Genomic DNA, 23,316 nt, shown 5'->3' with positions numbered 1-23,316 from the left:
GACATGTCCCTCGACTCCCTGAAGTCCCGCATACCGGACTACGCCAAGGACCTGAAGCTCAACCTGGGCTCGGTCATCGGCAACTCCGACCTCCCGGCCCAGCAGCTGTGGGGCACGGTGCTGTCGACGGCCATCGCCTCGCGCTCGGCGATCGTGCTGCGCGAGCTGGAGCCGGAGGCGAAGGCGAACCTGTCGCCGGAGGCGTACACGGCCGCCAAGGCCGCCGCCGCGGTGATGGCGATGAACAACGTCTTCTACCGCACCCGTCACCTGCTGTCGGACCACGAGTACGGCAGCCTGCGCGCCGGCCTGCGGATGAACGTCATCGGCAACCCGGGCGTCGACAAGGTCGACTTCGAGTTCTGGTCCTTCGCGGTCTCCGCGATCAACGGCTGCGGCATGTGCCTCGACTCCCACGAGCAGGTGCTGCGCAAGGCCGGCGTGGAGCGTGAGGTCATCCAGGAGGCGTTCAAGATCGCCGCGGTGATCCAGGCGGTCGCCGCCACGCTGGACGCGGAGGCGGCCCTCGCGGAGTGACGCCGCGCCCGCCCCACGCAGCGGGCCCGTCCACCGGTCACGGTGGACGGGCCCGCTGTCGTCGTACCGGGGACCGCTGTCGCCGCATGAGGGACCGCTGCCGCCGTACGGGGGACCGCTACTGGTCGCGTGGGTCCTCCGCCCGCTTCTCCTCCGCCGGAGCCGGCGGCTGCGCTCCGGAGGGCTCCGGGGCAGGGGTCAGGGCCGGCGCCGGGGCCTGGGCCGACGACATCGCCGTCGCGCCCCGGGGCCTGACGGCCTGTCGCACGGCCGCCTCCTGGGAGTACGAGCGCAGATAGCCGACGACGGTGTTGACGACCGCGACCAGCGGTACGGCGACCACCGCGCCGCCGATGCCGGCCACCATGCCGCCCGTGGAGACCGCCAGCACCACCGCGAGCGGGTGGACGCGCACCGCGCGGCCCAGGATGAACGGCTGGAGGATGTGCCCCTCGATCTGCTGCACCGCCAGGACCACCACCAGCGTCATGACGCCCGTGAACACGCCCTGCGTGACGAGCGCGACGACCACCGCCAGCGCTCCGGACACCACCGCGCCGACGAGCGGGATGAAGGAGAACAGGAAGATGAAGACGGCGAGCGGCACCGCCATCGGCACGTCGAGGAAGTAGATGCCGAGGCCGATGAAGATCGCGTCGATCAGCGCCACCACCACCGTGCCGCGCACATACGCCGTGAGCGTCCGCCACGCGGCCGGACCCGCGCCGGCGACACCCGGACGGGCGGCGGCCGGGACGAGCTTGAGCGACCACTCCCAGATGCGCCGGCCGTCGTAGAGCAGGAACAGCGTCGAGAAGACCGCCAGCAGGATGCCGGTGAGCGCCTCGACGACGACCGTCACGCCCTCGATGCCCGCCGAGGTGATCTGCTCGGTGTTGGCGCCGACCGCCTCCCGCAGGTTCTTGGCGATCTCGTTGATCTGCTTGTCGGTGACGTGGAAGGGGCTGTTGAGCAGCCAGTTGCGCAGCTCGTCGATGCCGTCCTGGATCTGGTCGGAGAGGTGGTCGATGTTCTCCATGACCTGCCAGGTCACGAACCAGCCGATGAGGCCGATCACGACGAACCCGAACAGGGCCGTCAGCGCGGTGGCCGGCCCGCGCGGCACCCCGATCCGGCACAGCCGCGCCACCGTCGGCTGGAGCAGCGCCGTGATCAGCAACGCGGCCGCGAACGCCAGCACCACCAGCTGCACGGCGCTGATCACCCGCATGAGCACCCAGAGGGTGCCGGCCAGCACCAGCAGCCGCCAGCCGGCCTCGGCCGCGACCCGCACCCCCCACGGCACGGCCAGTGCCGGATCGGGCCGGGGCTGGACGAGAGGGGGGTCGGACGGCGGCACGGGCTGCGGGGCGGTCTCCCGTTCGGACTCGCCGTCCTCCCGGTCGCCCCGCTCCACCTCGGCGCGGCGCTCCTCCAACCGCTTGCTGACCTCGGTCAGCCGGGCTCCCACCCGGCCGAGCCACCCTGGCACTCGCGACATGATCCGTCCTCTTCCCCCGTTGCTCCCCACCACTCCCCCTGGAGTCATCGGTCAGACCGTACATGGCGAAAGCCCCGCACCGTAGGACGGTGCGGGGCTGCGCCGGGGTTGAGCGACGGCCGGGAGGCCGGGGACCGGAGGGCCGGGCGGCTCCGGGGGCTCCCCTAGTACCAGTTGTTGGCCTGCCAGAACGACCACGCGCCGCAGGGGCTGCCGTAGCGTTCGTTCATGTAGTTGAGGCCCCACTTGATCTGGGTGGCCGGGTTGGTCTGCCAGTCGGCGCCGGCGGAGGCCATCTTGGAGCCCGGGAGCGCCTGGACGAGGCCGTAGGCGCCGGAGGAGGGGTTGACGGCCCGGTAGTTCCAGGTGGACTCGTGGTCCACGATGTTGCTGAAGCACTGGAACTGGTCGGCGGGCACCATCTGGCGCGCGATCGCCTGTACCTCGGCGACCGTGTACGAGCTCTGGACGGCGATCTGGGAGGCGTCGCGGGTCTCGGAGCGGGCGGCCTTGGCCTCCGCCTCCTCGCGCTCCTTCGCCTCTGCCTCCGCCTTGGCCTTCGCCGCCTTCTCGGCGGCCGCCTTCTTGGCGATCGCGGTTTCGGCGGCGGCCTTGCGGGCGGCCTCCTCCGCGTCCTTCTTGGCGCTCACGTCCGCGGCGATGGCCATCGTTTCGGCCTGCTGCGTCAGGGACGCGGTCTGCACCTGGGCCTGCTGGCCCGCGGGGATGTCCGCGAGCAGCGTGGTGCCGCTTGCCGTCGCTTCGGCGTCGTTGTTCTGCGCGGTGCTGCCCGAGGCAACGCCGACGACGCTTCCGACAGCGGTGACCGCGGTGGCCGAGGCCACTGCGAATCCCCGGACCGAGATCCGGCTCACACGGTTTCCTTCCAGCATCGCCCGCTTCGGTGACCCTCGCGGACGCAATCGTGCCCCTGGCACTGGCCTCCCCAACTGCGGGTCACGGGAGGCTCGGGCCCGGTGGGCAACCCCCACGAGGGGAGCGCCGCGTGGTGCTCGGGCGGCATACGACGACGCTATGGAGTTGGAAAGCGATGCTTTTGTGGTGCCGTACCGCTGGGGGTACAGGTGTGTCGTATGCGGGGCCTGACAGGAGTGAGACTCTGCCGCAACCCGACGGTGCAAGGCAATTCCCCGTTGCGTGTGAAAGCTCACATCCCGTTCGGCCCCGAGGGATCCAGGAAACCCCCACACACGCCGACGCCGCCCGGCTAGGCTCTACGCCTTTCCGGACGGCGCCAATCACCCCATGACCGGCCCTCGTTGGAAGGTGCGGGTCAGACCTGCCCGTCTTCCAGCATTTCGGTCACAAGGGCGGCGATCTGGGACCTTTCGGACCGTGTCAGGGTGACGTGCGCGAAGAGCGGATGGCCCTTCAGCTTCTCGACGACGGCGACCACACCGTCGTACCGGCCGACCCTCAGATTGTCCCGCTGGGCGACGTCATGGGTCAGGACGACCCGCGAATTGGCCCCGATCCGGGACAGGACGGTCAGCAGGACGTTCCGCTCCAGCGACTGCGCCTCGTCCACGATCACGAACGCGTCGTGCAGCGAGCGGCCCCGGATGTGGGTGAGCGGCAGGACCTCCAGCATGCCGCGCGCGGTGACCTCCTCGATGACCTCGCGGCTGGTGACCGCCGACAGCGTGTCGAAGACGGCCTGCGCCCAGGGGCTCATCTTCTCCGCCTCGGTGCCGGGCAGGTAGCCGAGCTCCTGCCCGCCCACCGCGTACAGCGGACGGAAGACCATCACCTTCTGGTGCTGCCGGCGCTCCAGCACCGCCTCGAGGCCCGCGCACAGCGCCAGCGCCGACTTGCCGGTGCCGGCCCGGCCGCCCATGGACACGATCCCGACGTCCGGGTCGAGCAGCAGGTCGAGCGCGATCCGCTGTTCGGCGCTGCGCCCCTTGATGCCGAACGCCTCCCGGTCGCCGCGCACCAGCCGCACGTTGCCCTCGGCGGTGACCCGACCGAGCGCCTTGCCGCGCTCCGACTGGATGGTCAGCCCGGTGTGCACGGGCAGGTGCGAGGCCTCGGGCACGTACACGTGCCCCTCCTCGAAGAGGACGTCCACCTGCTCGCCGGGCAGGGTCAGTTCGGACATCCCGGTCCAGCCGGAGGCGTCCGTGACGGCGAGTTCCGCGCGGTACTCCTCGGCGAGGAGACCGACGGAGGACGCCTTGATCCTGAGCGGGAGGTCCTTCGACACGACGGTGACGTCGAACCCCTCGGCCTGCAGGTTGCGGGCGACCGCGAGGATGCGGGAGTCGTTGTCCCCCAGGCGGTAGCCGCTGGGCAGCACGCTGGGGTCCGAGTGGTTGAGCTCGACCCGCACGGTTCCGCCGAGGTCCCCGGTCGGAATGGGGGCGTCGAGACGGCCGTACCGCACCCGGTAGTCGTCCAGCAGACGCAGCGCCTGACGGGCGAAGTAGCCGAGTTCGGGATGGTTCCGCTTGGCCTCCAGTTCCGTCACCACGACGATGGGGAGCACGACCTCGTGCTCGTCGAAGCGGTTCAGGGCTTTCGGGTCGGCCAGCAGGACGCTGGTGTCGAGAACATAGGTGCGCCGGTCGGGCTTGTGGCGCTTTGCGCTGGTCACCACGGAAGGACGTACCCCCTCGGATGAGGTCGGGGAGCGACGAGGCGGAGCTGGACCGGTCTGCGGCCCCTGCGCACGCCCCCGTGCGCAGCGGGCCGGGAACCGGCCCTCCGCTGCTTCTTCCGTGCCGTGACCGCACGGTCGGGCTGGTGCAAAGGGCCTCCCGGGCGGACGGCTTCCCTGCCGCCCGCTGAGATCCGACACCCGTGGTTCGGGTGTCGACCTGTCTGGCTTATGCCCTCGAACGAGCGCCGCCATGCCACGGCATATGACGGCACACCGGTGAACTCGGTGTGACCCCCGGCCCTCGCCGGGGTGTCCGCGCGTGTCCGAATGCCGCCCGCCGCGCCGTCCGGCCCGCCGTCGGGCCCCGGTCCGGCCGCCGCTCAGCCGCTGCTCAGCCGCCGTAGCGCCGGTGGCGGGCGGCGTAGTCGCGCAGGGCGCGCAGGAAGTCGACCTTGCGGAAGGCCGGCCAGAAGACCTCGCAGAAGTAGTACTCCGAGTGCGCGGTCTGCCAGAGCATGAATCCGGACAGCCGCTGCTCACCGCTGGTGCGGATGACGAGGTCCGGGTCGGGCTGGGCGCGGGTGTAGAGGTGACGCCCGATCATGTCGACGTCGACGGCCTCGGCGAGCTCGTCCAACGAGGTGCCCTTCTCACGGGCGTCGAGCAGCATGGACCGCACCGCGTCGGCGATCTCCTGGCGGCCGCCGTATCCGATGGCGACGTTGACCACTATCCCGTCGATGTGCGCGGTGGCCTCCTCGGCCTCCTTCAGGGTGGTCTGCATCCCGGAGGGCAGCAGGTCGAGCGTCCCGACGTGGTGCACCCGCCAGCGTCCGTCGGCGGCGAGGGTGCGGACCACGTCCTCGATGATGCCGAGCAGCGGGACGAGTTCCTCCTTCGGCCGGTCGAAGTTGTCCGTGGACAGCAGCCAGAGGGTGACGACCTCGACGTCCGTCTCGGAGCACCAGCCGAGGAACTCCTCGATCTTGTCGGCACCGGCCCGGTGGCCGTGGACGGTGCTGGAACCCGAGGCCTTGGCCCAACGGCGGTTGCCGTCCATGATGACGCCGATGTGCTTGGGCACCTGAGCGGTGTCCAGGTGGCCTTCCACCCGGCGCGCGTACAGCCTGACCAGCAGGCCGCGCAGCTTGTCGCGCAGGTTCACGTGATCGTCAGCCCCTCCGTACGGATCGGACAGGCACGGCATCCCGCCGCGGTGCGCGGCAAGCGGCCCGGTCTCGGCCGCGGGCGCCCCTGTCCGTATGGCGGTCCCCGAAGGCGAAGCGTACCCCCGCCGGGGCGGGGGTCCCCAAAGTCCGGGGTGGTGCGTTTGCCGGATGTGCCGCGGCGGCACACCGTTTGCGCGGTGCCGGGCATGACCCGGGCCGGGACGGGGCGCGGTACGGCGGGACACCGGTCGCCCGGGCTCCCGGGAGCGGAGGGGTGGGGCGCCCCGGACTCCCGCCGGAGGGGGGCGGACGGAGGCGTCGGAGCGGAGAAGAAAAAACGGGCCGGTCCGTGGGGGGGAGACGGACCGGCCCGAGGGGGGGTTTCCACCATAACCCTTCGTAAGTGATGCTGCGTGCATCAGCGCGCCACAACTACTCTCCGAAACCGGCCGACGACGCCCCGACGCCCGCGGAAGCCCCCGTTCAGGCCGCCCGCGTGGCCGGAACGCAGCGGCATTCCGTCGAAAAGCGGGTGTCAGGAGGCGGCTGTGCAGGATGTGACGCCGAAGGACCCGCATCGCGACAACTCCTCCGGCCGTCCCCCCGACGGGTGACCCGGCGGCGAGCGCCGGCTTGACCCGCCCCGCGGCGAGCGCCGTACGGCGGGAGGGGTGCCGGCACCGCGCAGCCCCCTCCGCCGCGCGGTGCCGCCCGCGCGACTTTGCTCACGCGAATTACCTTGGTCTGAACTTATGTGATGTCGAGCGCCCGTGGCGAGCCGCCCTCCCCAACGATGCGGACACCCCGGCTCCGCCCACGACGAGAGCGAACACGGGAAGGGAAAAGAAGATGAGGAGGAAGAGGGGCAAAGAGGGAAAACAGGCCGGCGCGGGCGTCATCACCGCGCCGGCCGACCGGGGCCGGGCCTGCGGGCCTCGATGAGGTGACGGGTGCTGTGGGCCACGAACGCCCCGTCCGTCTCGATCCGCTCGTGCAGGGTGCGCAGCTTCGGCAGATACGCCTCGACGGTGAAGCCCGGGACGATCCAGACGACCTTGCGCAGGAAGTGGACGACGGCGGCGATGTCGTGGAACTCCATGCGGAGCCGTTCGGCCCGCAGATCGACGATCTCCAGCCCGGCGGCCTCGGCGTCCCGCCGCTCGCGGTCGGGGTGCCGGGCGTCGCGCCGCTCCTGCGGCTGCGGTCCGAGGAAGTACTCGGTGAGTTCGTGGACGCTGCCCGGCCCGACGTGCTGGGCGAAGTAGGTGCCACCGCTCTCCAGCACCCGGGCGATCTCGTCCCAGCGCGCCTCGACGGGATGCCTGCTGACGACGAGATCGAAGGTCCCGTCGGCGAAGGGCAGCGGCGCGTCCTCGGGTGAGGCGACGACGGCGACGCCGCGGGGCCGGAGCAGAGCGGTGGCCTTGGCGACGTTGGGCGGCCATCCCTCGGTGGCGACGGTGAGCGGGGGACGCCGGGGGGCCTCGGCGAGGGCGAACTCGAGCACCTCCCCTCCCCCGGTCTGGATGTCGAGCGCGGCACCGGCCCGGCCCAGCCGCCCGGCCATCGACACGGCGTACCCCCAGGAGGGCCTGGCCTCGGTGGCCCGGCCCTCGAACCAGGAGAAGTCCCATCCCTCGGTGGGGACGGAGGCGCCTTCCGCGAGGAGATCATCGAAGGAACGGGTCCGCTTGTCCGGCATGATCCGATCATGCATGACCGGGACGGATCCTGTCGGCCGGATCACGGCACCAGCGGCCGTACCTCCTGCGCCACGAACCGCACGAAGCCCTCGGGGTCCGGCTCGTCGCCGGTCGGCTGCAGGACGACCGCGTCGGCCCCGGCCTCGGCCAGCCGCTGGACCGCCTTGGCGACGGCGCCCGCGTCCCCGGCGGCCCCGAGGTCCGGTTCCCCGCCGACGCCCTCGGCGACCAGCTCGGCACGCAGCCGCCCGTCGGCGCCGGGCCCGGTGGCGGCGAGCAGGTAGACGACGACCCTGTGCGGCCCGGCGCCGCGGCCTGCCGCGGCGCGTCCCTCGTCGATGAGCCGGCGTGCGCGCCGGACGCCTTCCGGTGAGGTGGTGGCGGTGAGGATGGTGCCGTCGGCGGCCTCACCGGTGAGCCGCACGGTCCGCGGACCGGTGGCCCCCGCGAGCACCTCGACCTCGCCCTCCGGCGGCCAGTCGAGAGCGACGTCGTCGAGCTCGACGTACTGCCCGTCGGTCGTGATCCGCTCCCCCCGCAACAGGCCCCGCAGTGCGACGAGGTGCTCCCGCAGCAGGGTCACCGGGGACTCGACGCGCGCCCCGACCTGCCCCATCCAGTCCTGCACCCCGTGTCCGACGCCGAGGATCGCGCGCCCGGGGAACATGCGGTGCAGGGTGGCGGCCTCCATGGCGGTGACGGCGACGTTCCGCAGGGGCACGGGCAGCAGTCCGACCCCGACCCGCACCCGCTCGGTCCACGCGAGCGCGGCGGCGGCGGCCGAGATCCCGCCCTCCCGGAAACAGTCCTCCCACAGCCAGAGCTCCTCGAGCCCCGCCCCGTCCGCGAGCCGGGCAACGGAACGGAGCCGCTCGGGAGCGAGCTGGGGACGGAACACAGCGCCGAGTGTGGTCATGGTCGGGGTCCTACCCGGCAGGGAGCGGGTCGGTAACCACATCGGCGGAGCAAAGACCTGCAACCGGCCTGCGCTCACGCACCGCCGCCCGCGTCCCCCGGCGGGCTCTCGAAACCGACGCTCCCGGCGATCAGCCGCAGGATCGCCCGGTACTCGTCCCCTCGCTCCGGGGCCGTCGTGGCGAGCGTGAGCACGGCGAGGCGCCGGCAGTCCGGGTGGGGCAGATACGCGTGCAGTCGCAGGAGCGGCCGCTGCGGCAGCCCGCTGCCGGGGGCCGGTACCGACACCGTCTCGGCGAACGTGGCGGGCCCGCAGGGAAGTTCGGCGAACTCGATCCGTGCGTGCCCGCCGGCGGACGTCACCGCACGGGCCGCGGTGACTCCCCGCGGGGCGACGCCGGTGTCCCGCCAGGAGATGGTGAAGAGCGAGAACAACGGCCCCCCGCCGCCCACGACGGCCACGTCACCGACGTCGTCACGGTGCAGCCCGACGGAACAGTGGACGGTGCCGGCTTCGCGCAGGGCAGCCAGCAACCGCTGTGCCGTGGCGAACTGAGCGATGAAATGCCGGCGTGCCCCGCCCTGCGGAAAAGCATCGAGAAGTGGCGTGGCAGCCGCGCGCAGATCATCCGCCGCCCGGGAATCAGGAGAAGGGAGCAGTTGGTCGAGGGGAAGGGCTGTGAAACCGGCGGGTTCGAAAAACCAAAGCGCCGCATGGGGGTCGTTGAACGAGTCGTCGATGACGATTGCCAGGTCAGCCACAAGCGGCTCCGTACGTGGATCAGAATTGGGCAGGGTGGATTCCGACGCGTCTACTACGCTCCACGTCCTCCGCAGTGGCACCCCATTCGGCACATCGCTCCTTCTCCGGCAATGCCATTCGCTGTTCGAGTACATGCAGCCGACGGGGCCGGACACCCTTGCGGCCGGGTACGGCGACGAGTCCGATGAAGCGGGGGTCACCGGCGAACCAGATCGTCTCGATACCCGCCTTCAACACAGGCTTGGCACGAGGCGCCATCCTGCGGTGCCACCACTCCGTACGGTGATGACGAGGGAACACAAGCGGCAGTCGGTGCTGAGCACGGACTGGATTGGAAAACTCGAACCACCCGTAGTGCTTGCTGACGACCTCGGGGTGGTCCGTCAATCCGTAGGGAGTACGTCGAAGGACCTGCCAGGGATACGTCAGCATGATACGCCGCATGCGAAGAGCCGGACGGAAATAACACAACTGCACCACCAGTCGATAGGAGCAGTAGCAGAGCGGGACCACGAAGAGAAGGATGAACCCTGGAGGCAGGAACACGACCAGCACATAGAGCAAACCGAACCAGGAAGTGATCCACCCCAGCAGGCCGACGAAGTTCATCAACATGTGTCCTGCCCAGGACCGACGACTGGGCGGATGGTCCCAAGCCACACGGCACGCTTCAGGATTCACAACTCGGCCTCTCCTCATCAGGACATCAGAAGGCGTGACGGACGACATCGAAGATCCCGGCGTTGTCCAGAATCAATCGCGTTCCGTCGACGCCTGCGACGGCCCCGTCCTTGATTCCGTCGTCGTCCGCGTCCACGACCTTGTTGTAGAGTCCGAATCCGGCAGTACCGACGCCGACCAGCCCTGACGTGATCGTCACGGTCCTGGCCGCGGTATCGGGGTTGCCGAGACCCCGAACAGCCCGCGCGACGAAAGGGTTGTCGAGCCGGGAAATGGCCTGCATGTTTTCCATGGTTTTGGTGCCGAGCAGTGCTGTCTTCTGTGCGAGCGAAAGCGTCGCTCCGCCCGTACGAAGCGTGTTCACGGCTCCCTTGGCTCCTGCTGCAACCGCCGCGAGTCCGGGAATCGCCCCGGCGGCATCTGCTCCCACTGACACCAGATTGCTCCAGAAATCCGCATCGAGCTCACCTTTGGTGAAGCCGTCCTTCAAGGACTCCAACGTCTCGGGATTCGCAAGGAGCCGCAGACCGAGTGCCGTCACGCTCAGCCCGGACGCTGTGAGCATCAACGCCGCCACCATCGCCAACCCAAGTGGCCCCGCGAAGAGGATCGCCACGACACCTGCGACTCCGGCCAAGAAGCTCAGGATGTCCGGCAGGTTGTCGCCCAGCCAGTCGAGGGCCTCGTCGAACCAGCCCGGCTCCTGCGGCGCCAGCTTCTTCGTCGCGTCGCGGATCTTCCTCGCACGGAGCTGGGCCCGGCGCTCATGCTCCTCGGCCAGCCTCTTCGCCCTGCCGATGACCTTGTCGAGTTCGGCCTGCGCCTCCTCGACGTCGTTGTTCGCCCGGGTCAGCGCCCGCCGTGCCGCCTCCCGGTCGGAGCCCTCCTTCTCGAGGTCGGGATGGCCCTCCGCCCTGGCCGCGCGTCCCTCGGCCCGGTCGACCTCGGCCCGGGCCTCCCTCGCGTCGTCCTCCAGCTGCTTCGCGCGCCGCCGGAAGTCGTCCAGCTCTCCCTCCCAGCGGCTCAGCTGCCTCGCCGCCTTGCGGAGGGAGTGCGCCGCGTTCTTCAGGTTCAGCGGCAGCGGCCCGTCGTCGAGTTGTTCGCGGAAGGCCACGGCGGCGTCGCCCTTCCAGTGGCTTCCGTCCAGCAGTCCGGTGACCACGTCGTGCGTGTCCTGAAGCGCCTCCGCACACCCGCTCAGCTTCTTGTGCAGCCGACGGACGGTCTCCGTGTCGCCCGGCACCGGGTTGAACCCCAGATGCGGACAGTCCGGGTTCGGCATGCGCGGGGCCGACTTGAGCCCCTGGGGCAGGCCGAGGTCCGCCCGGGACCGCGGGTCCAGGACAACGCCGTCCCGATCACTCTCCGGAGCGAGGGTCACTTCCCGGCACCCCCGCCCTCGCCCCCGTCGCGCGCCTGCCGGAGCGCCTCTTCCAGGGCTCTGTCGACCTCGAGGTAGCCGTCCCGGCTCTTGCCGATGATCTCGGCGAGGTCCTCCGTCTGCTTGCCGATCTCCTCGGCGCCGTGCTTCCAGTCCTCCTGGAAGTCCTGGCAGGCCTCGTCGAGATCGTCCGTACCGAGCCCGGTGACGGTCGCGTCGGCGAGCGCCTTGCGTACGCCTCTGAGTGAAGTCGCCGATTTCCGCAGCGACTTCATGAACCGACCGAGTTCACCACCGTCGACCGCCAGTCGCTCCGCCATGCGCCCGTCCCCTCTCCCGGTTCACCTGCACCCATGGGAGGAACGAGGTACTCCACGATTCGTGGCGCGCGCTCAGGGGCGTTCTGGGGATTCACCGCGCGGGGGAGGCGCGTGGACGCGGCGCCGAACTCCTGCTCATCCCGTGGGGGACGCACGACCGTCAGCGCGGTCGGCCTGTCGTTCGCCGCTGGTGCTGGTGCTCCGGTGGGGACGGCGTGTGTCCGGACCCGTACCGGGAGGTGCGGCTGAAGGCCGGGATCACCGTGGCGGCCGGCACGCCCTCCCGGGCGTGCCGGCCGTCTTCCTCACGCCTGCCGTGCCGCCGCGTTCACCGGTTGACGGCCTGGATCTCCTGGACGACGACGTCCTGTGTCGCCCCGAATTCGCCGTCGGGCAGGTCGCCGCCCGCGTCGCCGCTGCCCGTCCAGTGGATCTCCCAGGTGACCGTGGCCCGGAGCGGGAAGGTGCCGTCGCCCGAGGAACGCAGGTACTTCACTCCGCACGGGGGCGTCCGGTCCGCCTTGCCCTTGGCGTAGGGCTCGCCGATACGGCCGTCGTCGATCTCGCAGATGCCCGAGGCCGGGTACGTCTCGGCATCCGGGGTGCCCGGCTCGATCTTCAGCGAGACCGGCTCCGCCGTGGCGGTCGCCTCGATGCCGAGCACCGGTACGGACGCGGTGACGGAGACCGGCTTGAACTCGGCGCCGTCCAGCCAGGACCAGGTCGGGAGGTTGACCTTGGTCGCCTCCGCGGGGGCCAGCGTCACCTCGGTGCCCGGGACGCGGATCTCGGCGTAGGCGAGTTCGGCGAGGACCTCCGGGGTGACGGCGTTCTCGATGTCGGCGGGCGGCGGGTCGCCCTGGTCCACCCAGAAGTAGTCCTTGTCGCAGGAGTCCCAGCCCGGGGGGTAGCTCTCGTTGACGTACGAGCCCCACCAGTAGCCCTTGCCGGTCTTGTCCTTGTTGAAGCCCTTCTTCTCGTCGTCGGCGTTGTACTTCTTCCGCTGCTCGGCGTCCCACTGGTAGCCCGTCGACTCCGCCTCCCAGATCGGCTCCAGGTACTCCTGCAGCTGCTCGGGCGTGTACTTGGGCGCGTACCAGCACGGAGGGGGCGTCCACGACGTGGACGACGTCAGCGAGCCCGCGGAGTCACCGCTGCCGTTCTTCGAACGGTCGAAGACGACGCCGCCGACGGTCACGGAGACGGTGCCGTCGTCGCCGGCTTCGGCGTGTTGCTGGGTGTCACCGTTGTTCCCGTACTTGCCCCGCCCAGCGAAAGCCGCTTGGGGAGCCAAGACGGAAACACCCACGAAGGCCAGAACTGTTGCGGCCCTCGCCGCGTTCCTTATGGCTGGCACTCCTCGGCTCCCCTCTTCGAAACGATGTCGGTGGTCCGCCAGACGCCGTCGGTGTTCTTGGTGAGCACGGTGTTGTACAGCACGTAGCTGTCAGAGGTCGCCGGCGACTTGTCGACCTTGCCGGTCTTCTTGCTCTTGATGTACGACTTGCTCTCGTCGGAGCAGTAGGTGACGTATGCCTTGCTGTCACTGCTCAGCGTTACCTTGCGGTTGAAGTACCGCGTCACACCGATCCAGGTGTCGTTGCCGTCGATGTAGCGCTGTGCGTACGTGATCGACGAGCTCAGGGCCTTCTCGGTGTTGTAGAAGCCGAGCGCCTTGGTGTCCGTGGTGCCCTTGAAGATCGCCTCGTCGACGGAGTTGACGCTGAGAGCGCTGTCGGCGAGGACGGCGTCCTTCGTCGGGTCGCCCGTTTTCCCGCCCTCGAAGACGTTCTTCGCGTCGGAAGGAAAGGTGATCTTCGGACGTCCACCGGAGTCCGACGCGCTCGGACTCGGTGACGCCGACTTCTCACCCCCCGTGTCGGCTCCCGCGATCTTGTCGTTGTCCTTGGCGGCGCTGTCCTCGTCGCTACCGCACGCGGACAGCGTCAGGGCCGCGGCGGCGGTCAGCGCGAGCGCTGCGAGCAGGGTGGGGCGGCGGTTCACGGTCGGCTCCCGGTGGGGCGAGGCTTCTGTCGAGCGCACCCAAGCTATCCGCGTGATGCGCGGTGACACCAGGGTGAAAGATGTCAACCTGTATGGGTAATAGCCCAATTGGCGCTGAAAAGCCCTCCCGGCTCGGGTAACGGTTCGGATCGGCCGTCTCCTCCACCGCGTCGTCCGCCGCCGTGGGCGGGCTACTCGCCGCGGGTCTCCGCGAGGGTGTGGGCGACGAGGGCGTTGGCGTGGCCGTGGCCCAGGCCGTGTTCGGCCTTGAGCCAGTTGACGAGTTCCATGTGCTTGGCCAGCGGCGAGGAGCGGATGAGGTCCTTCCACTCCGTTATCGGGCGGCCGTACTTCTTCTCGATGGAGGGGAAGTAGCTGGCAGGGCCCTTGGCGGTGTCGGTCATGTCGGCGGTGTCCCGTCTGTCGGTGCTCGGTGGTCGGTGGTCGCGGAGTGCCGCTCGCAGCCGGATGTCCCTCCGGCTGCGGGCGGTGCCGTCCCTTGTGCGACCGGTGGGCGGGGCTCGTGTCATCGGCCGGGGAGGGTGTGCCGCGTCACACTCCGGAGCCCGGGCGGCCCCGCCGCGGGAGCCGGCTCCGCTACGCGTCGAGGTGGGCGGGCGGACGAGCGGGGCGGGTCGCGGGCTTCAGGGGCGTTCGTGCGGCTCTTCGACCGGACGGGTGCTGACCAGGGCGGTGATGATCATGGGGGCGTCGCCGTCGGACTGGTTGAGGGAGAGGGCGAGCCACCGGGGGGCGCGGGGAGTGGTGGGCGGGCCGTCGAGCGGCACCGGGCCCCACACCGTCAGGTCGCCGTAGCAGTCCTTGGCGGCGAGGGTGCGGAAGGGCTCGGGGAGGGGGGCGCCCGTTCGGCTGCGGTGCAGGGGGACGCGCATGCTCACCGTGCGGTGGGGGCCCCAGCGGTGGTCCAGTTCCGTGACGAGCGCGGCCAGGTTCGCCTCGGCCGCCGCCTCGGCGTCGTTCCACTCGGGGCCGTACACGCCCGTGAGGGCCTCGCCCTCCCAGAGGGGCAGGAGCAGGAAGCCCGCGCCGCGGGTCACGGTCCACTCCCCCGTGCCCGGCTCGCCCTCGCTGGTCGTGGGGCCGGTCGCCGGGACGGGGGCGGACAGGGCGGCTTCGATGCGGGACGTCACCCGGCCGACGTCGAAGGGTTCGCCGGCGCGGGCCGTCACAGGGTGGGCCCGGTCATCGGGTGGGGCAGCGGGTCCAGGACCCCGGCCTTCTTGAGCAGGTCGTAGGCCCGGACCACCTCGGCCGTGTCGCCGGGCGCCGCGATGTCCAGGAGGACGCCGACGCCGGGGATCTCCTTGCGCGGGGCCGGCCAGTCGGCGGGGACGCGGGCCGCCCGGCCCGGGGACAGGAAGGCGACCCAGCCGACCGACGGGGTGCCGATCCTGAGGCCGGCCTCCTTCTTCAGGGCCGCCGTCACGGCCCGGTCACCGACGTCCCCGTGGTCCGGGTGCCACGCCTCGGCGACGGCGGTGAGGAGGTCGGCGTCGGGGAGGCGCTCGTCGTCGGGGGACACGATCGTGGCCACCAGCGACTGGAGCAGGAACTCCGGTGTGCCGCCCGCCAGCGCGGCGATCTCCACCTTCCAGCCGGGCGGCGGGCCGTCCGCGACCAGGCGCAGCGACGTGCCGTTCCCCGCCGACCAGTCGTCGGCCGCCTGGGCCGTGCGCAACGCCTCGAGCAGTGACGCCCCGTCCGGCCGGAGCGGCCGGGAGGGGCCGGACGCCGGGGCGGTCCGCCACGTCCACCGCGGGTCCGCCTCCGGTTCCCCGGGGGTGGGGAGCAGCCGGGCGAATCGGGTCAGGGTCGCGCTCCACCGTTCGGCGAGCGCCTCCGCCGGCTCCTGCCGGGGGCCCCAGAAGCCCCGCACCACTCGTCGCATGTCCGTCCTCTTCCCTTCTCCGTCCCGCGTCCACGCCTCTCGTTCCTGCCCGGCCGTTCCCACCTTAGGGCCGGCCCGGCCGGTGGTCCCGTCAGTCGAACGCCTCGGGTCGCCGGTCGCCGGCGACCGGTTCGGGCGCGGTGTGGACGACCTCGATGTCCAGGCCGGCGTCCTCGAACGCGTCCCTGGCCGCGTCGGCCACCTCCTCGTTGGAGAAGTGCCACTCGACGTCCTTGCCGCGCGCGGCCTCGACCTGCCTGCGGGCCTCGGTCAGCAGGCGTTCCCTGCCGGACGGGGTGAGCTCCGTGCGGTCCGCGCTCAGGAAGCTGTCGTAGCCGTTCTTGGCCTCGAGGTAGGTCTGGCGCGAGGAGTCCCAGCCGTCGAACTCGACGTCCGGCACGTCGGGGTCGGTGTGCGGGACGACGTACTCGTATCCGCGCTGCGTGCCGGTGACCTGTTCCTGGTAGCGCAGCCACGACTCGTTCTTCCAGCCCGGCTTGGGGTTGCGGTCGCGACTGGCCCAGAAGCCGTCGCCGTCGTCGGCGTCGCCGTACGTGCGGCTGCGCAGGTTCTCCGCCCAGTCCGGCGGGTTGTAGTTGCGCGGGTCGCCGGTGTCGTTGCGCTCGGGGTCCGGCCACTGCTTCTTGTTCTCCAGCGCCTGCCGGGCGCGCTCCGGCTCCTCGGCGCGCTTGCGCTCCAGGTAGGCCCGGCGCTCCTGCGCGCGGGCCGCCTCCGCCTGCTCCCTGGCCTCCTCGTCGCAGCCGCCCTCCGCCAGGACGACGTACGGGCTGCGCGCGGACGGTCCGCCGGCGAGCACGGTGGTGCCCGTGCCGGGTCCTCCGCCGAGGCCGGGGAGGCCGGGGTGCGGTCCCTCGCCGTACGGGATCCCGCGGGCGGGCGCGGAGATGGCGCAGCCCGTCCGGCGGGCCGCCTCCTCCGCCTCGTCCGCCGCCTCGTCGGCGCGCCGTGCGGCGTCCTCCAGCGCCTCGAGGTCGCCGGCCTCGGCCGCTCGCCGCGCGTCCCGGGCGGCCTCGGTGGCGTCGTCGACGACTTTGCTCAGCCGGCCGAGCGAGCCGATCTTCTCGACGATCTTGGCCTCGCCGTAGCCGGGGATGAACAGGGACCCGACGTTCCAGATGACGGTGGTGACGGCCCGGGTCTCGTTGCCCTCGTTCCACTGGTCCACGACGTCGTCGCCGACGAACGAGTCGAACAGGACCGTGCCGCCGGTGCCGAGCGAGGCGCCGCCCCAGTCCAGGATCGCGCCGAGGTAGTCGCCGTCGTCCCACCTGTCGCGGGCGTCCGCGGTGTCGTTCCACCAGTCGTCCCCGAGCGAACGGCCGTAGTCCATCAGGCCGTTCCAGGTGTCGACGGGGCTGGTGACCACGTCCCAGATGCCGGTGAGGTCGCCCCAGACGCCGTCGACGAAGAGGCCCTGACCGACCTGCTTGATCTGGTCGCCGGCGCATCCGAGGAAGGCGCCGAAGCCGGAGAAGCAGCCCTCGTCGTCGCCCTCGCCGCCGTCGTCTCCGTCGCCGCTGCCGTCTCCGTCGGTGGTCGGGTCTTCGTACGGGGGCTCGTCGATCTCGTCCGCGGCGGCCACGGGGTCGACGGGATCGACGGCGGGCGGGTCCTCGTCCCCGCCGGGGTTCCTGGCCTCCGCGTCCTGGCCGGGGTCGGCTCCCCCGGGGTCGCCGCCCGGGTTCCCGGTGCCGCCGGTCCCGGTGTCTCCTGGGGTGTCGCTTCCGCCGGTGTCCCCCTGCCCGTCCCCGTCGCCGCCCTCCGCGGTGACCTGGCCGTCGTCCCCCCCGGCGGGCGCGGGGCAGGCCGTGCCGGTGACGCGGCACACCTGGGCCTGGATGCCGGTGAGGATCTGCGTGCCCAGGCCGCTGACGACGAGCGCGGTGATGATCGCCGCGACGACCGCGACCAGGCCCGCGTACTCCACCGCCGTCTGGCCCTCGTCCCGGCGCCAGCGGATCAGCCGGGCCGGTGAGAAGGAGCGGCGTTCCGGCCGGTCCGGTGCGGCGAGGCGGTACCAGGCGCGGCTCTCCGGGCGGGTCAGGAGGAACAGGATCAGGAGGGGGAACAGGAGCTGGGTGAGGCCACGGGCCGATCCGTCGGCGAGGTTGGACACCGAGCCGAGGACCAGCCACGCCTGTACGGCGATCAGTCCCGTCCGGACCCTGGCGCCGCCCTCCCAGGAGCGGCGGGCCAGCCACCAGCCGAGCGCGCCGGGAGCGGCCGCGTACGCCACGTGGGCGAGCAGCGCGCCGTCCACCGCGTCGAGGGACGCCGCGGTGAGGAGCAGGCCCACGCCGCCGAGCACGGTGAGGGCGAAGAGCGTGTGGACGAGCAGGAGGGCCCACGACAACGGCCGGGGCATGTCCCGCCGCCCTCCGGGTCCGGCCGGCCACACGGCCCCGGCCTCCGCGCCTCCCCCGATCGAGGACATGTCGCCCCTCCTCAACTCCCCCGGTTCGCAACCGTGTTTGGTTCACGGCACGGCCCGAGGGTAGGGAGAGGCAGCTGTCACAGCATGGGCCCGTGGGCCCAAATCGGCGCCCACGCCTCACCACGCGCAGCCCGGGGTGACGCCCCGCCCGGCTCCTGGCCGCGTCGGCCTTGCGACTTCGCAACGGCCGACATCCGGCGGTCTGCCGGGGATACCTTCGGTTCGGCCGGTCGGTCGCCGGTCGGTCGTTGGTGACGGAGGGGGTCGGTGATGGCGCGCTGGCGTGACGGGCACGGGAAGTTGACCGTGCGGGGGGAGGCGGGGGGAGGGACGCTCGTGCGCGTTCCCCTGGAGATCGCGACCTCCTACCGGGCCCGCACCAAGGGGTTGCTGGGGCGGGACTCCCTCGACGGGGCGCTGCTGCTCTCCCCCGCCGGCAGCGTGCACACCTTTCGTATGCGCATGCCGATCGACGTCGCCTATCTCGATCGCCGTCTCACCGTCATCGCCGTACGCACCATGCCACCGGGGCGGCTCGGGCTGCCCCGGTTGCGGGCACGGCACGTGATCGAGGCCGAGGCGGGTGCCATGGAGGGGTGGGGGCTGCGGGTCGGGGTGCGGGTGGAGGTGGAGCGGGAGCAGGAGCGGGAGGGAGAGTGACGGGGGCCTCCACGGCTCTCCGCCCACGTAGGCGCGTGCGCCGTCCCCGGGCGGGAGGACCGTTGCCTCACCGACAGCGGGGAGGCCCTGCGCGCCCTGAATCCTGGGGATCAGGGCGGGCAAGGCCGATCGTCTGCTGCGGCTAGCTCTCCGTGCGGGGGAAGGAGATCTCGACCCTGCGGTTCTTCTTGCGGCCGGCCTCCGTCGAGTTGTCGGCGATCGGGTACTGCTCGCCGTAGCCGCGCACCTCGTAGGTGACGTTGGAGTCGTTCAGCTCCTGCTCCAGGATGCCGTGCACGGCGTTCGCACGCTGACGGGACAGGACGTCGCCGTGCGCGGAGGAGCCGAGGTCGTCGGTGAAGCCGAAGACGCGGATCCTGGTGGCGTTCTGGGCCTTGATCTCGTCCGCGATGGCGGTGATACGGGCCTTCGCCTGCGCGCCGAGTTTCGCGCTGTCCTTGCCGAACAGCACCTCGGCCTGGAGCGCGAACTTCACGTCGGAGTTGGTGTCCTCGCGGCGCTCGTCGCCGCTCTGGTCCTCCACGACGGTTTTGATGTCGAGGACTTTGGCGGCAGCGAGGGTCGCGCCTTCAGGAAGCTTGAGGTCCGGGTCATTGCCATCCACCTCCACCGGTGCGGAGGCGGTGGCTTCGGTGCCGGGAGGGACACTGGGGCCATCGTCGGCGTATGTCACTCCTACGCCAACGACCAGGAAGGCTGCAAGGCTCCCGGCGAGAATTACGCGCGTACGGATCATCCTCTGCCTCACCCGGAAATCTCGATGGCGGCGCTCGAGAATGTCGGCAGTTGGAACGTCACTTCGGTGGTGTCCATGGGCGGTGCCGGGAATTGCATGAAGACCGGGACAGACTCACCAGGCTTGATGATGCCTAGGTCAGTGGTGGTCAGGGGACGCCCATCGGTGTCACGAAGCACGTAGTAGCGCTTCTTTCCCTTCGAGTCCACAAGTGTGGCTCCACCGAGTGTCCGACCGTGCTTGATGATCTCCGTCTCATCCCCCCTCAGTGCCGCAGGCACCGTGATCCTCTTGGAACCCTCGTTCTTAAGGTCACCATTAACCGTCACGAAGCCTCCGGCATCACGCTCAGCAGTTGTGAGCTGCAAAAGCAGTCCGTCCTGCCCCCTTAGCTCCGCCAAAGGCTCCTCTGCCTGTCCTTCCTGAGCACTCGGGCCGGATGCGTCCTCCCTGGAGGCAGAAGTCGAAGCCCTCGGCTTTTTATCGTCGCCGCCTCCACCACAGCCAGCCACGCCGAGAGCCAGTCCGGCCGCAACGGTCAGCGCGACCATCCCCCTGCGGGCCTTCGTTGTGAACCGAATGCTCATGCCTCTGCTTCCTTAGTCACTCGTCGTTCGCTTGTCAGTCGGCCAGATGGACGTCGAAAAGATCTTCGGGTTTCGGCAGCAGCTCCTCGGGGCCCTTTGGATCCAGTTCCCACTCCGTGCCCTCACAGATGAGCGGAGGCAGCGTGTCATCCCCCGCTTCCTCCGTCGGAAGCTCGAACGCACAACGAGGCTCGATCACGGCGGTGGCGGTCTCCTGGGACTTCTTGTCCTCCGTGCCGGGCACGATGGAGTTCCCCACGGCGTCGTTCGTCTCGACCACGACCGTGTAACCCAGAGTTCCATCCGGGGCGCAGCTCGTCACTGTCGCATCGTTCTGTGCCGCAAGCTGGTCCGCCCGCCAGCACGAAAGCCCGAGACCGTCTGACTCGCCGTCGAAGATGTCCTGCCACTCGGTCGGGTCGAGGAGGTTCTGCACCCATGCACCCGCGAGTTGATCCCGCCGGTCCTGAGCTGCCGCGAGCGCGGCCGCGTCGGCGGCGGTCTGCGCGTCGTTCCGGTTCGCCGCGGCCTGGCCGACCGCGAAGTACGCGAACGCGAGGAAGAGCAGGCCCCCCACCACCGTGATGTAGATGGGGAAGGCCTGCCCTGCGTCGCCGTACTTACGGGGCTTCGTCAGCCGCCCGTGACTTCCGCGATCTGGTTCGTAATGGCGTCGTAGATCGACTCGCCGATGTCCGTCCCCGTGATCGCCAGTACGATCGCCACGACCACCGCGATGATGCCCAGGTACTCCACCGCGGTCTGGCCCTTGTCGTTGCGGGCCGCGCGGGACTGGAGGTACGCGACCGTCGTGTTGATCCAGTTGCTCATGGTGTTCCCCTCCGGCTGACGCGGTAGCGGCCTCCTTCGCGGTGCCGCTTTCGACATGAGCAACGTAGGGGCGCGCACCCCGTTCGCCGGAGGGCCCCAGGGCCCAATCCCGGGCCCAATCGCAGGCCCAGTTCCTCTTCCCCCCTACCGTCATCGCAGGTCACCCCACTTCCCGGCCGGAACCCGGTGCCGTGCCGAGCCACTTCGCGGCGGCCTGGGAGCGGCTGGTGCTGTGGAGCTTGGCGAAGATGCGGTTGATGTGGTTCTTGACCGTCTTCTCGCTGATGAAGCACGCGGCGGCGATCTGCTGGTTGTTCATGCCGGACGCGATGAGGTCCATGATCTCCGCCTCTCTCGTGCTCAGCCGGAACCTCGACCTGTCGGGAGCGGCCGGGCGGCCGCCCGTCCACCCAGACGACGACTGTGCCACATACGGTTGCATCTGCGAAAGGTTTTCCGCAGAAGCAAGTGAGGACGGGGCATGGGGCGGGCCGAATCCCGGTAGGATTCCGGGATTTGTGCGCGAGGCGCCCAGCCCGTCCGGCAACACTTGATCCGTCCTGGGCTCCTGACGCAGTTGCGCCAGCAACGCCCCCGCCGCCGTGGACGTGAAGTGGGCCCTGCCCTCCTTGACGTCCCGCACCGCCGACACCAGCTGGTCGGCCGTGAACTCGCCGTGGACCAGGTAGCCGCCCGCTCCCCTGCGCAGCGCCTCCTGGACGACCTCCGCCTCCCTGCTGTACGTCAGCATCACGACCGGGGCGATCCGCACCAGGTGGGGCAGCGCCGAGATGCCGTCCACGCCCGGCATGCGGACGTCGAGGAGGACGACGTCGGGACGGTGGGAGTGGGCCGCCTCGTAGGCCTCTCTGCCGTCCGCCGCCTCCGCCACGACCGTGATGTCCGCGCGGCCGGTGAGCAGGGCGGTCAGGCCGGCGCGGACCACCGGGTTGTCGTCGGCCACCACGACACGGAGCGCGGCGGGCGGGGGGACGTTCTCGAAGGGGTTCGGCGGCGGTTGCATGGGGCTGCCTCCTCTCGGCGTCTTCACGGGGCCGCCTCCGCGGGACGCGGAGCCGGTGCCGTCACGGCCGCCAGGGGGAGTTCCAGGCGGACCTCCGTGCCCCGGGCGTGCGAGCCACGGCCTATGCGGATGCGGGCGCCGACGGAGGCCGCCCGTTCGACCATGCCGAGCAGGCCGAAGTGGCCCGCACGGCGGAGTTGTTCGAGGTTCGTGCCGGGCGGGAGGCCGCGGCCGTCGTCGTGGACGCTGATGCGGAGCAGGTCTCCGTGGACGCCCGCGTGGACGTCGACCCGGGTCGGTCCGGCGTGGCGGTGGGCGTTCTCCATGGCCTCCGAGGCGATGGTCAGGAGCTGGCGGGCCACCGCCGGCGGAACCGGCGGGACCGTGTCGCCGCCCGTCGGGCGGTACGTCGTCGGCAGGCCGGTGCGGGCGCCGAAGTCACGCGTGCGGGCCGCCAGTTCGACCAGGACGTCGGTGCCCTGGTCCGGGTCCGACTCGCGGCGCAGGTCGGCGAGGAGTTCGCGGGACTCCGCCGCCGCGCGGCGGGCCGAGCGGGCGACCAGTTCCGCCTGCTGCCTCACCAGGGCCGGGTCCACGGGCCGGGCGCCCGCCGAGCCCGCCAGGCCGTCCGCCGCCAGGGCGACGCCGTGCAGGGTCTTCGCCACCGAGTCGTGCATCTCCCGGGCCAGGCGGGCGCGTTCGGCGCTGACCGCCTCCGTGACGGCCAGGCGGGCCTGGACCGTCGTCAGGGCCCGGGTCGCCGCGCCGAAGCGGAGCATGAGGTTGCGCAGGCTCGAGCCGACCGCCCCCGCGACCACGCAGAGGCCGGGCAGGAGCAGCGTCTCCGCCGGGCCCGCGTGCGGGTCCTCCACGGTCGCGTAGACCAGGAGCAGGATCAGGCCCTGGAGGGAGGCGAAGACCGCCGCGCCGCGCCAGCCGTAGACCAGGCCCGCCAGGAGGGGGGTGCAGACGCTGACGTAGGCGAGGGTCGTGTCCGGGCCCGCCGAGATCAGGAGCAGGGCGCCGAAGAGGGTGTCCACCGCGAGGAGTGTGGGGTGGCGCAGGAGGAGGGGGCCGAAGCGTTCCCAGTCGCGGAAGAGGAGGTAGGACGCCATGAAGGTGACGACCACCGCGATGCCGACCAGGCGGGTGCCCCAGCCGGGGCCGGCGTTCAGGAGGGCGGCGGGGGCGGCCAGGGCGATCATCGCCAGGCGGAAGCCGAACGCCTGCCGGCACAGGGCTTGGAGGGCGTTGACCTGGATGTCCACGTCCGGGGCGGGCGCGGGTGCGGGTGCGGGTCGTGGGGGGTGCGTCCGGCCGTCGGCCGGGTCCTCGGTGCCGCCCGCGCCGCCCGCGCCGCCCGCGCCGTCGGCGGCTCTCCCGTCGTGCGCCGGCCCGCCGGCTCCTGCCCCGACCGCCGCCTCCCAGCCCGGCGGCAGCACCGGCGTCGCCGACGTCACCGGGACGTCCGGCGCGCCCGTCCGGACGTGGGCGGG

The 23,316-nt window shown here is 71.2% G+C and carries 24 protein-coding genes; 2 read left to right on the top strand and 22 right to left on the bottom strand.

Features of this window, described 5'->3' with window-relative positions; all coding sequences use genetic code 11:
- Positions 1–3: 3 nt before the first annotated feature.
- Positions 4–537: an alkyl hydroperoxide reductase gene (locus GL259_RS25030; protein ID WP_159535571.1), complete on the top strand. Its 534-nt coding sequence runs from the start codon at positions 4–6 to the stop codon at positions 535–537.
- Between the two features lie 118 nt (positions 538–655).
- Here the strand turns inward: GL259_RS25030 and GL259_RS25025 are convergent, their stop codons facing one another.
- The 16 genes from GL259_RS25025 to GL259_RS24950 form a co-directional block, all read right to left on the bottom strand.
- Positions 656–2,038, bottom strand: coding sequence for an AI-2E family transporter (locus GL259_RS25025; RefSeq protein WP_159535570.1), 1,383 nt, complete (start codon positions 2,036–2,038; stop codon positions 656–658).
- A gap of 164 nt (positions 2,039–2,202) precedes the next feature.
- Positions 2,203–2,913: a transglycosylase SLT domain-containing protein gene (locus GL259_RS25020; protein ID WP_159535569.1), complete on the bottom strand. Its 711-nt coding sequence runs from the start codon at positions 2,911–2,913 to the stop codon at positions 2,203–2,205.
- Between the two features lie 419 nt (positions 2,914–3,332).
- Positions 3,333–4,658: a PhoH family protein gene (locus GL259_RS25015; RefSeq protein ID WP_159535568.1), complete on the bottom strand. Its 1,326-nt coding sequence runs from the start codon at positions 4,656–4,658 to the stop codon at positions 3,333–3,335.
- A 394-nt stretch (positions 4,659–5,052) separates the two neighbouring features.
- Entirely contained in the window at positions 5,053–5,826 is a 774-nt protein-coding gene (locus GL259_RS25010; RefSeq protein ID WP_159535567.1) for an isoprenyl transferase, read from the bottom strand.
- Positions 5,827–6,728: 902 nt separating this feature from the next.
- Positions 6,729–7,532: a class I SAM-dependent methyltransferase gene (locus tag GL259_RS25005; protein WP_159535566.1), complete on the bottom strand. Its 804-nt coding sequence runs from the start codon at positions 7,530–7,532 to the stop codon at positions 6,729–6,731.
- A gap of 41 nt (positions 7,533–7,573) precedes the next feature.
- Positions 7,574–8,449 carry an LLM class flavin-dependent oxidoreductase gene (locus GL259_RS25000; protein WP_159535565.1) on the bottom strand — a complete coding sequence of 292 codons (876 nt, stop codon included), beginning with the start codon at positions 8,447–8,449 and terminating at the stop codon, positions 7,574–7,576.
- Positions 8,450–8,523: 74 nt separating this feature from the next.
- Positions 8,524–8,982 carry a hypothetical protein gene (locus GL259_RS24995; protein ID WP_159535564.1) on the bottom strand — a complete coding sequence of 153 codons (459 nt, stop codon included), beginning with the start codon at positions 8,980–8,982 and terminating at the stop codon, positions 8,524–8,526.
- A 247-nt stretch (positions 8,983–9,229) separates the two neighbouring features.
- A complete protein-coding gene (locus GL259_RS24990) occupies positions 9,230–9,820 on the bottom strand; it encodes a hypothetical protein (RefSeq protein WP_159535563.1) in 591 nt (196 codons plus the stop codon).
- A 97-nt stretch (positions 9,821–9,917) separates the two neighbouring features.
- Positions 9,918–11,273 (bottom strand): putative T7SS-secreted protein, encoded by a 1,356-nt coding sequence (locus GL259_RS24985; protein WP_159535562.1) that lies wholly within the window; start codon positions 11,271–11,273, stop codon positions 9,918–9,920.
- The gene (locus GL259_RS24980; RefSeq protein WP_159535561.1) at positions 11,270–11,593 is read right to left on the bottom strand and encodes a type VII secretion target; all 324 of its coding nucleotides are present in this window, start codon (positions 11,591–11,593) and stop codon (positions 11,270–11,272) included. Before GL259_RS24980 ends, GL259_RS24985 begins: the two co-directional genes overlap by 4 nt.
- A 328-nt stretch (positions 11,594–11,921) precedes the next feature.
- The gene (locus GL259_RS24975; protein ID WP_166461551.1) at positions 11,922–12,950 is read right to left on the bottom strand and encodes a hypothetical protein; all 1,029 of its coding nucleotides are present in this window, start codon (positions 12,948–12,950) and stop codon (positions 11,922–11,924) included.
- Positions 12,938–13,597 carry a hypothetical protein gene (locus tag GL259_RS24970; RefSeq protein WP_159535560.1) on the bottom strand — a complete coding sequence of 220 codons (660 nt, stop codon included), beginning with the start codon at positions 13,595–13,597 and terminating at the stop codon, positions 12,938–12,940. Before GL259_RS24970 ends, GL259_RS24975 begins: the two co-directional genes overlap by 13 nt.
- Before the next feature lie 191 nt (positions 13,598–13,788).
- A complete protein-coding gene (locus GL259_RS24965; RefSeq protein WP_159535559.1) occupies positions 13,789–14,001 on the bottom strand; it encodes a DUF4287 domain-containing protein in 213 nt (70 codons plus the stop codon).
- Positions 14,002–14,241: 240 nt separating this feature from the next.
- Entirely contained in the window at positions 14,242–14,787 is a 546-nt protein-coding gene (locus tag GL259_RS24960; RefSeq protein ID WP_159535558.1) for a hypothetical protein, read from the bottom strand.
- The gene (locus GL259_RS24955; protein WP_159535557.1) at positions 14,784–15,506 is read right to left on the bottom strand and encodes a hypothetical protein; all 723 of its coding nucleotides are present in this window, start codon (positions 15,504–15,506) and stop codon (positions 14,784–14,786) included. The genes GL259_RS24960 and GL259_RS24955 overlap by 4 nt, the downstream gene beginning before the upstream one ends.
- A 91-nt stretch (positions 15,507–15,597) precedes the next feature.
- On the bottom strand, positions 15,598–17,961 hold the full coding sequence (locus GL259_RS24950) for a Tox-REase-5 domain-containing protein (RefSeq protein ID WP_159535556.1): 2,364 nt from the start codon (positions 17,959–17,961) through the stop codon (positions 15,598–15,600).
- 270 nt (positions 17,962–18,231) lie between these two features.
- Between GL259_RS24950 and GL259_RS24945 the strand changes: the two genes are divergently transcribed.
- On the top strand, positions 18,232–18,621 hold the full coding sequence (locus GL259_RS24945) for a DUF192 domain-containing protein (protein WP_159535555.1): 390 nt from the start codon (positions 18,232–18,234) through the stop codon (positions 18,619–18,621).
- Positions 18,622–18,763: 142 nt separating this feature from the next.
- On the opposite strand, the gene GL259_RS24940 is transcribed toward GL259_RS24945, so the two are convergent.
- The 6 genes from GL259_RS24940 to GL259_RS24915 form a co-directional block, all read right to left on the bottom strand.
- Complete coding sequence (locus GL259_RS24940) at positions 18,764–19,378, bottom strand: OmpA family protein (RefSeq protein ID WP_159535554.1); 615 nt, start codon at positions 19,376–19,378, stop codon at positions 18,764–18,766.
- An 8-nt stretch (positions 19,379–19,386) separates the two neighbouring features.
- Entirely contained in the window at positions 19,387–19,965 is a 579-nt protein-coding gene (locus GL259_RS24935; RefSeq protein ID WP_159535553.1) for a hypothetical protein, read from the bottom strand.
- A 34-nt stretch (positions 19,966–19,999) separates the two neighbouring features.
- A complete protein-coding gene (locus tag GL259_RS24930) occupies positions 20,000–20,602 on the bottom strand; it encodes a pilus assembly protein TadG-related protein (RefSeq protein ID WP_159538954.1) in 603 nt (200 codons plus the stop codon).
- The gene (locus GL259_RS24925; RefSeq protein ID WP_159535552.1) at positions 20,599–20,796 is read right to left on the bottom strand and encodes a hypothetical protein; all 198 of its coding nucleotides are present in this window, start codon (positions 20,794–20,796) and stop codon (positions 20,599–20,601) included. Before GL259_RS24925 ends, GL259_RS24930 begins: the two co-directional genes overlap by 4 nt.
- Before the next feature lie 160 nt (positions 20,797–20,956).
- A complete protein-coding gene (locus GL259_RS24920) occupies positions 20,957–21,820 on the bottom strand; it encodes a response regulator transcription factor (RefSeq protein ID WP_159535551.1) in 864 nt (287 codons plus the stop codon).
- Positions 21,821–21,843: 23 nt separating this feature from the next.
- Complete coding sequence (locus tag GL259_RS24915) at positions 21,844–23,088, bottom strand: histidine kinase (RefSeq protein ID WP_243762599.1); 1,245 nt, start codon at positions 23,086–23,088, stop codon at positions 21,844–21,846.
- Positions 23,089–23,316 lie beyond the last annotated feature (228 nt).

This window comes from Streptomyces sp. Tu 3180 (genome assembly GCF_009852415.1).
Lineage (GTDB): Bacteria > Actinomycetota > Actinomycetes > Streptomycetales > Streptomycetaceae > Streptomyces.
Note: the sequence above shows the minus strand (reverse complement) of the source record. Positions and strands in the feature narration are given on the sequence as shown.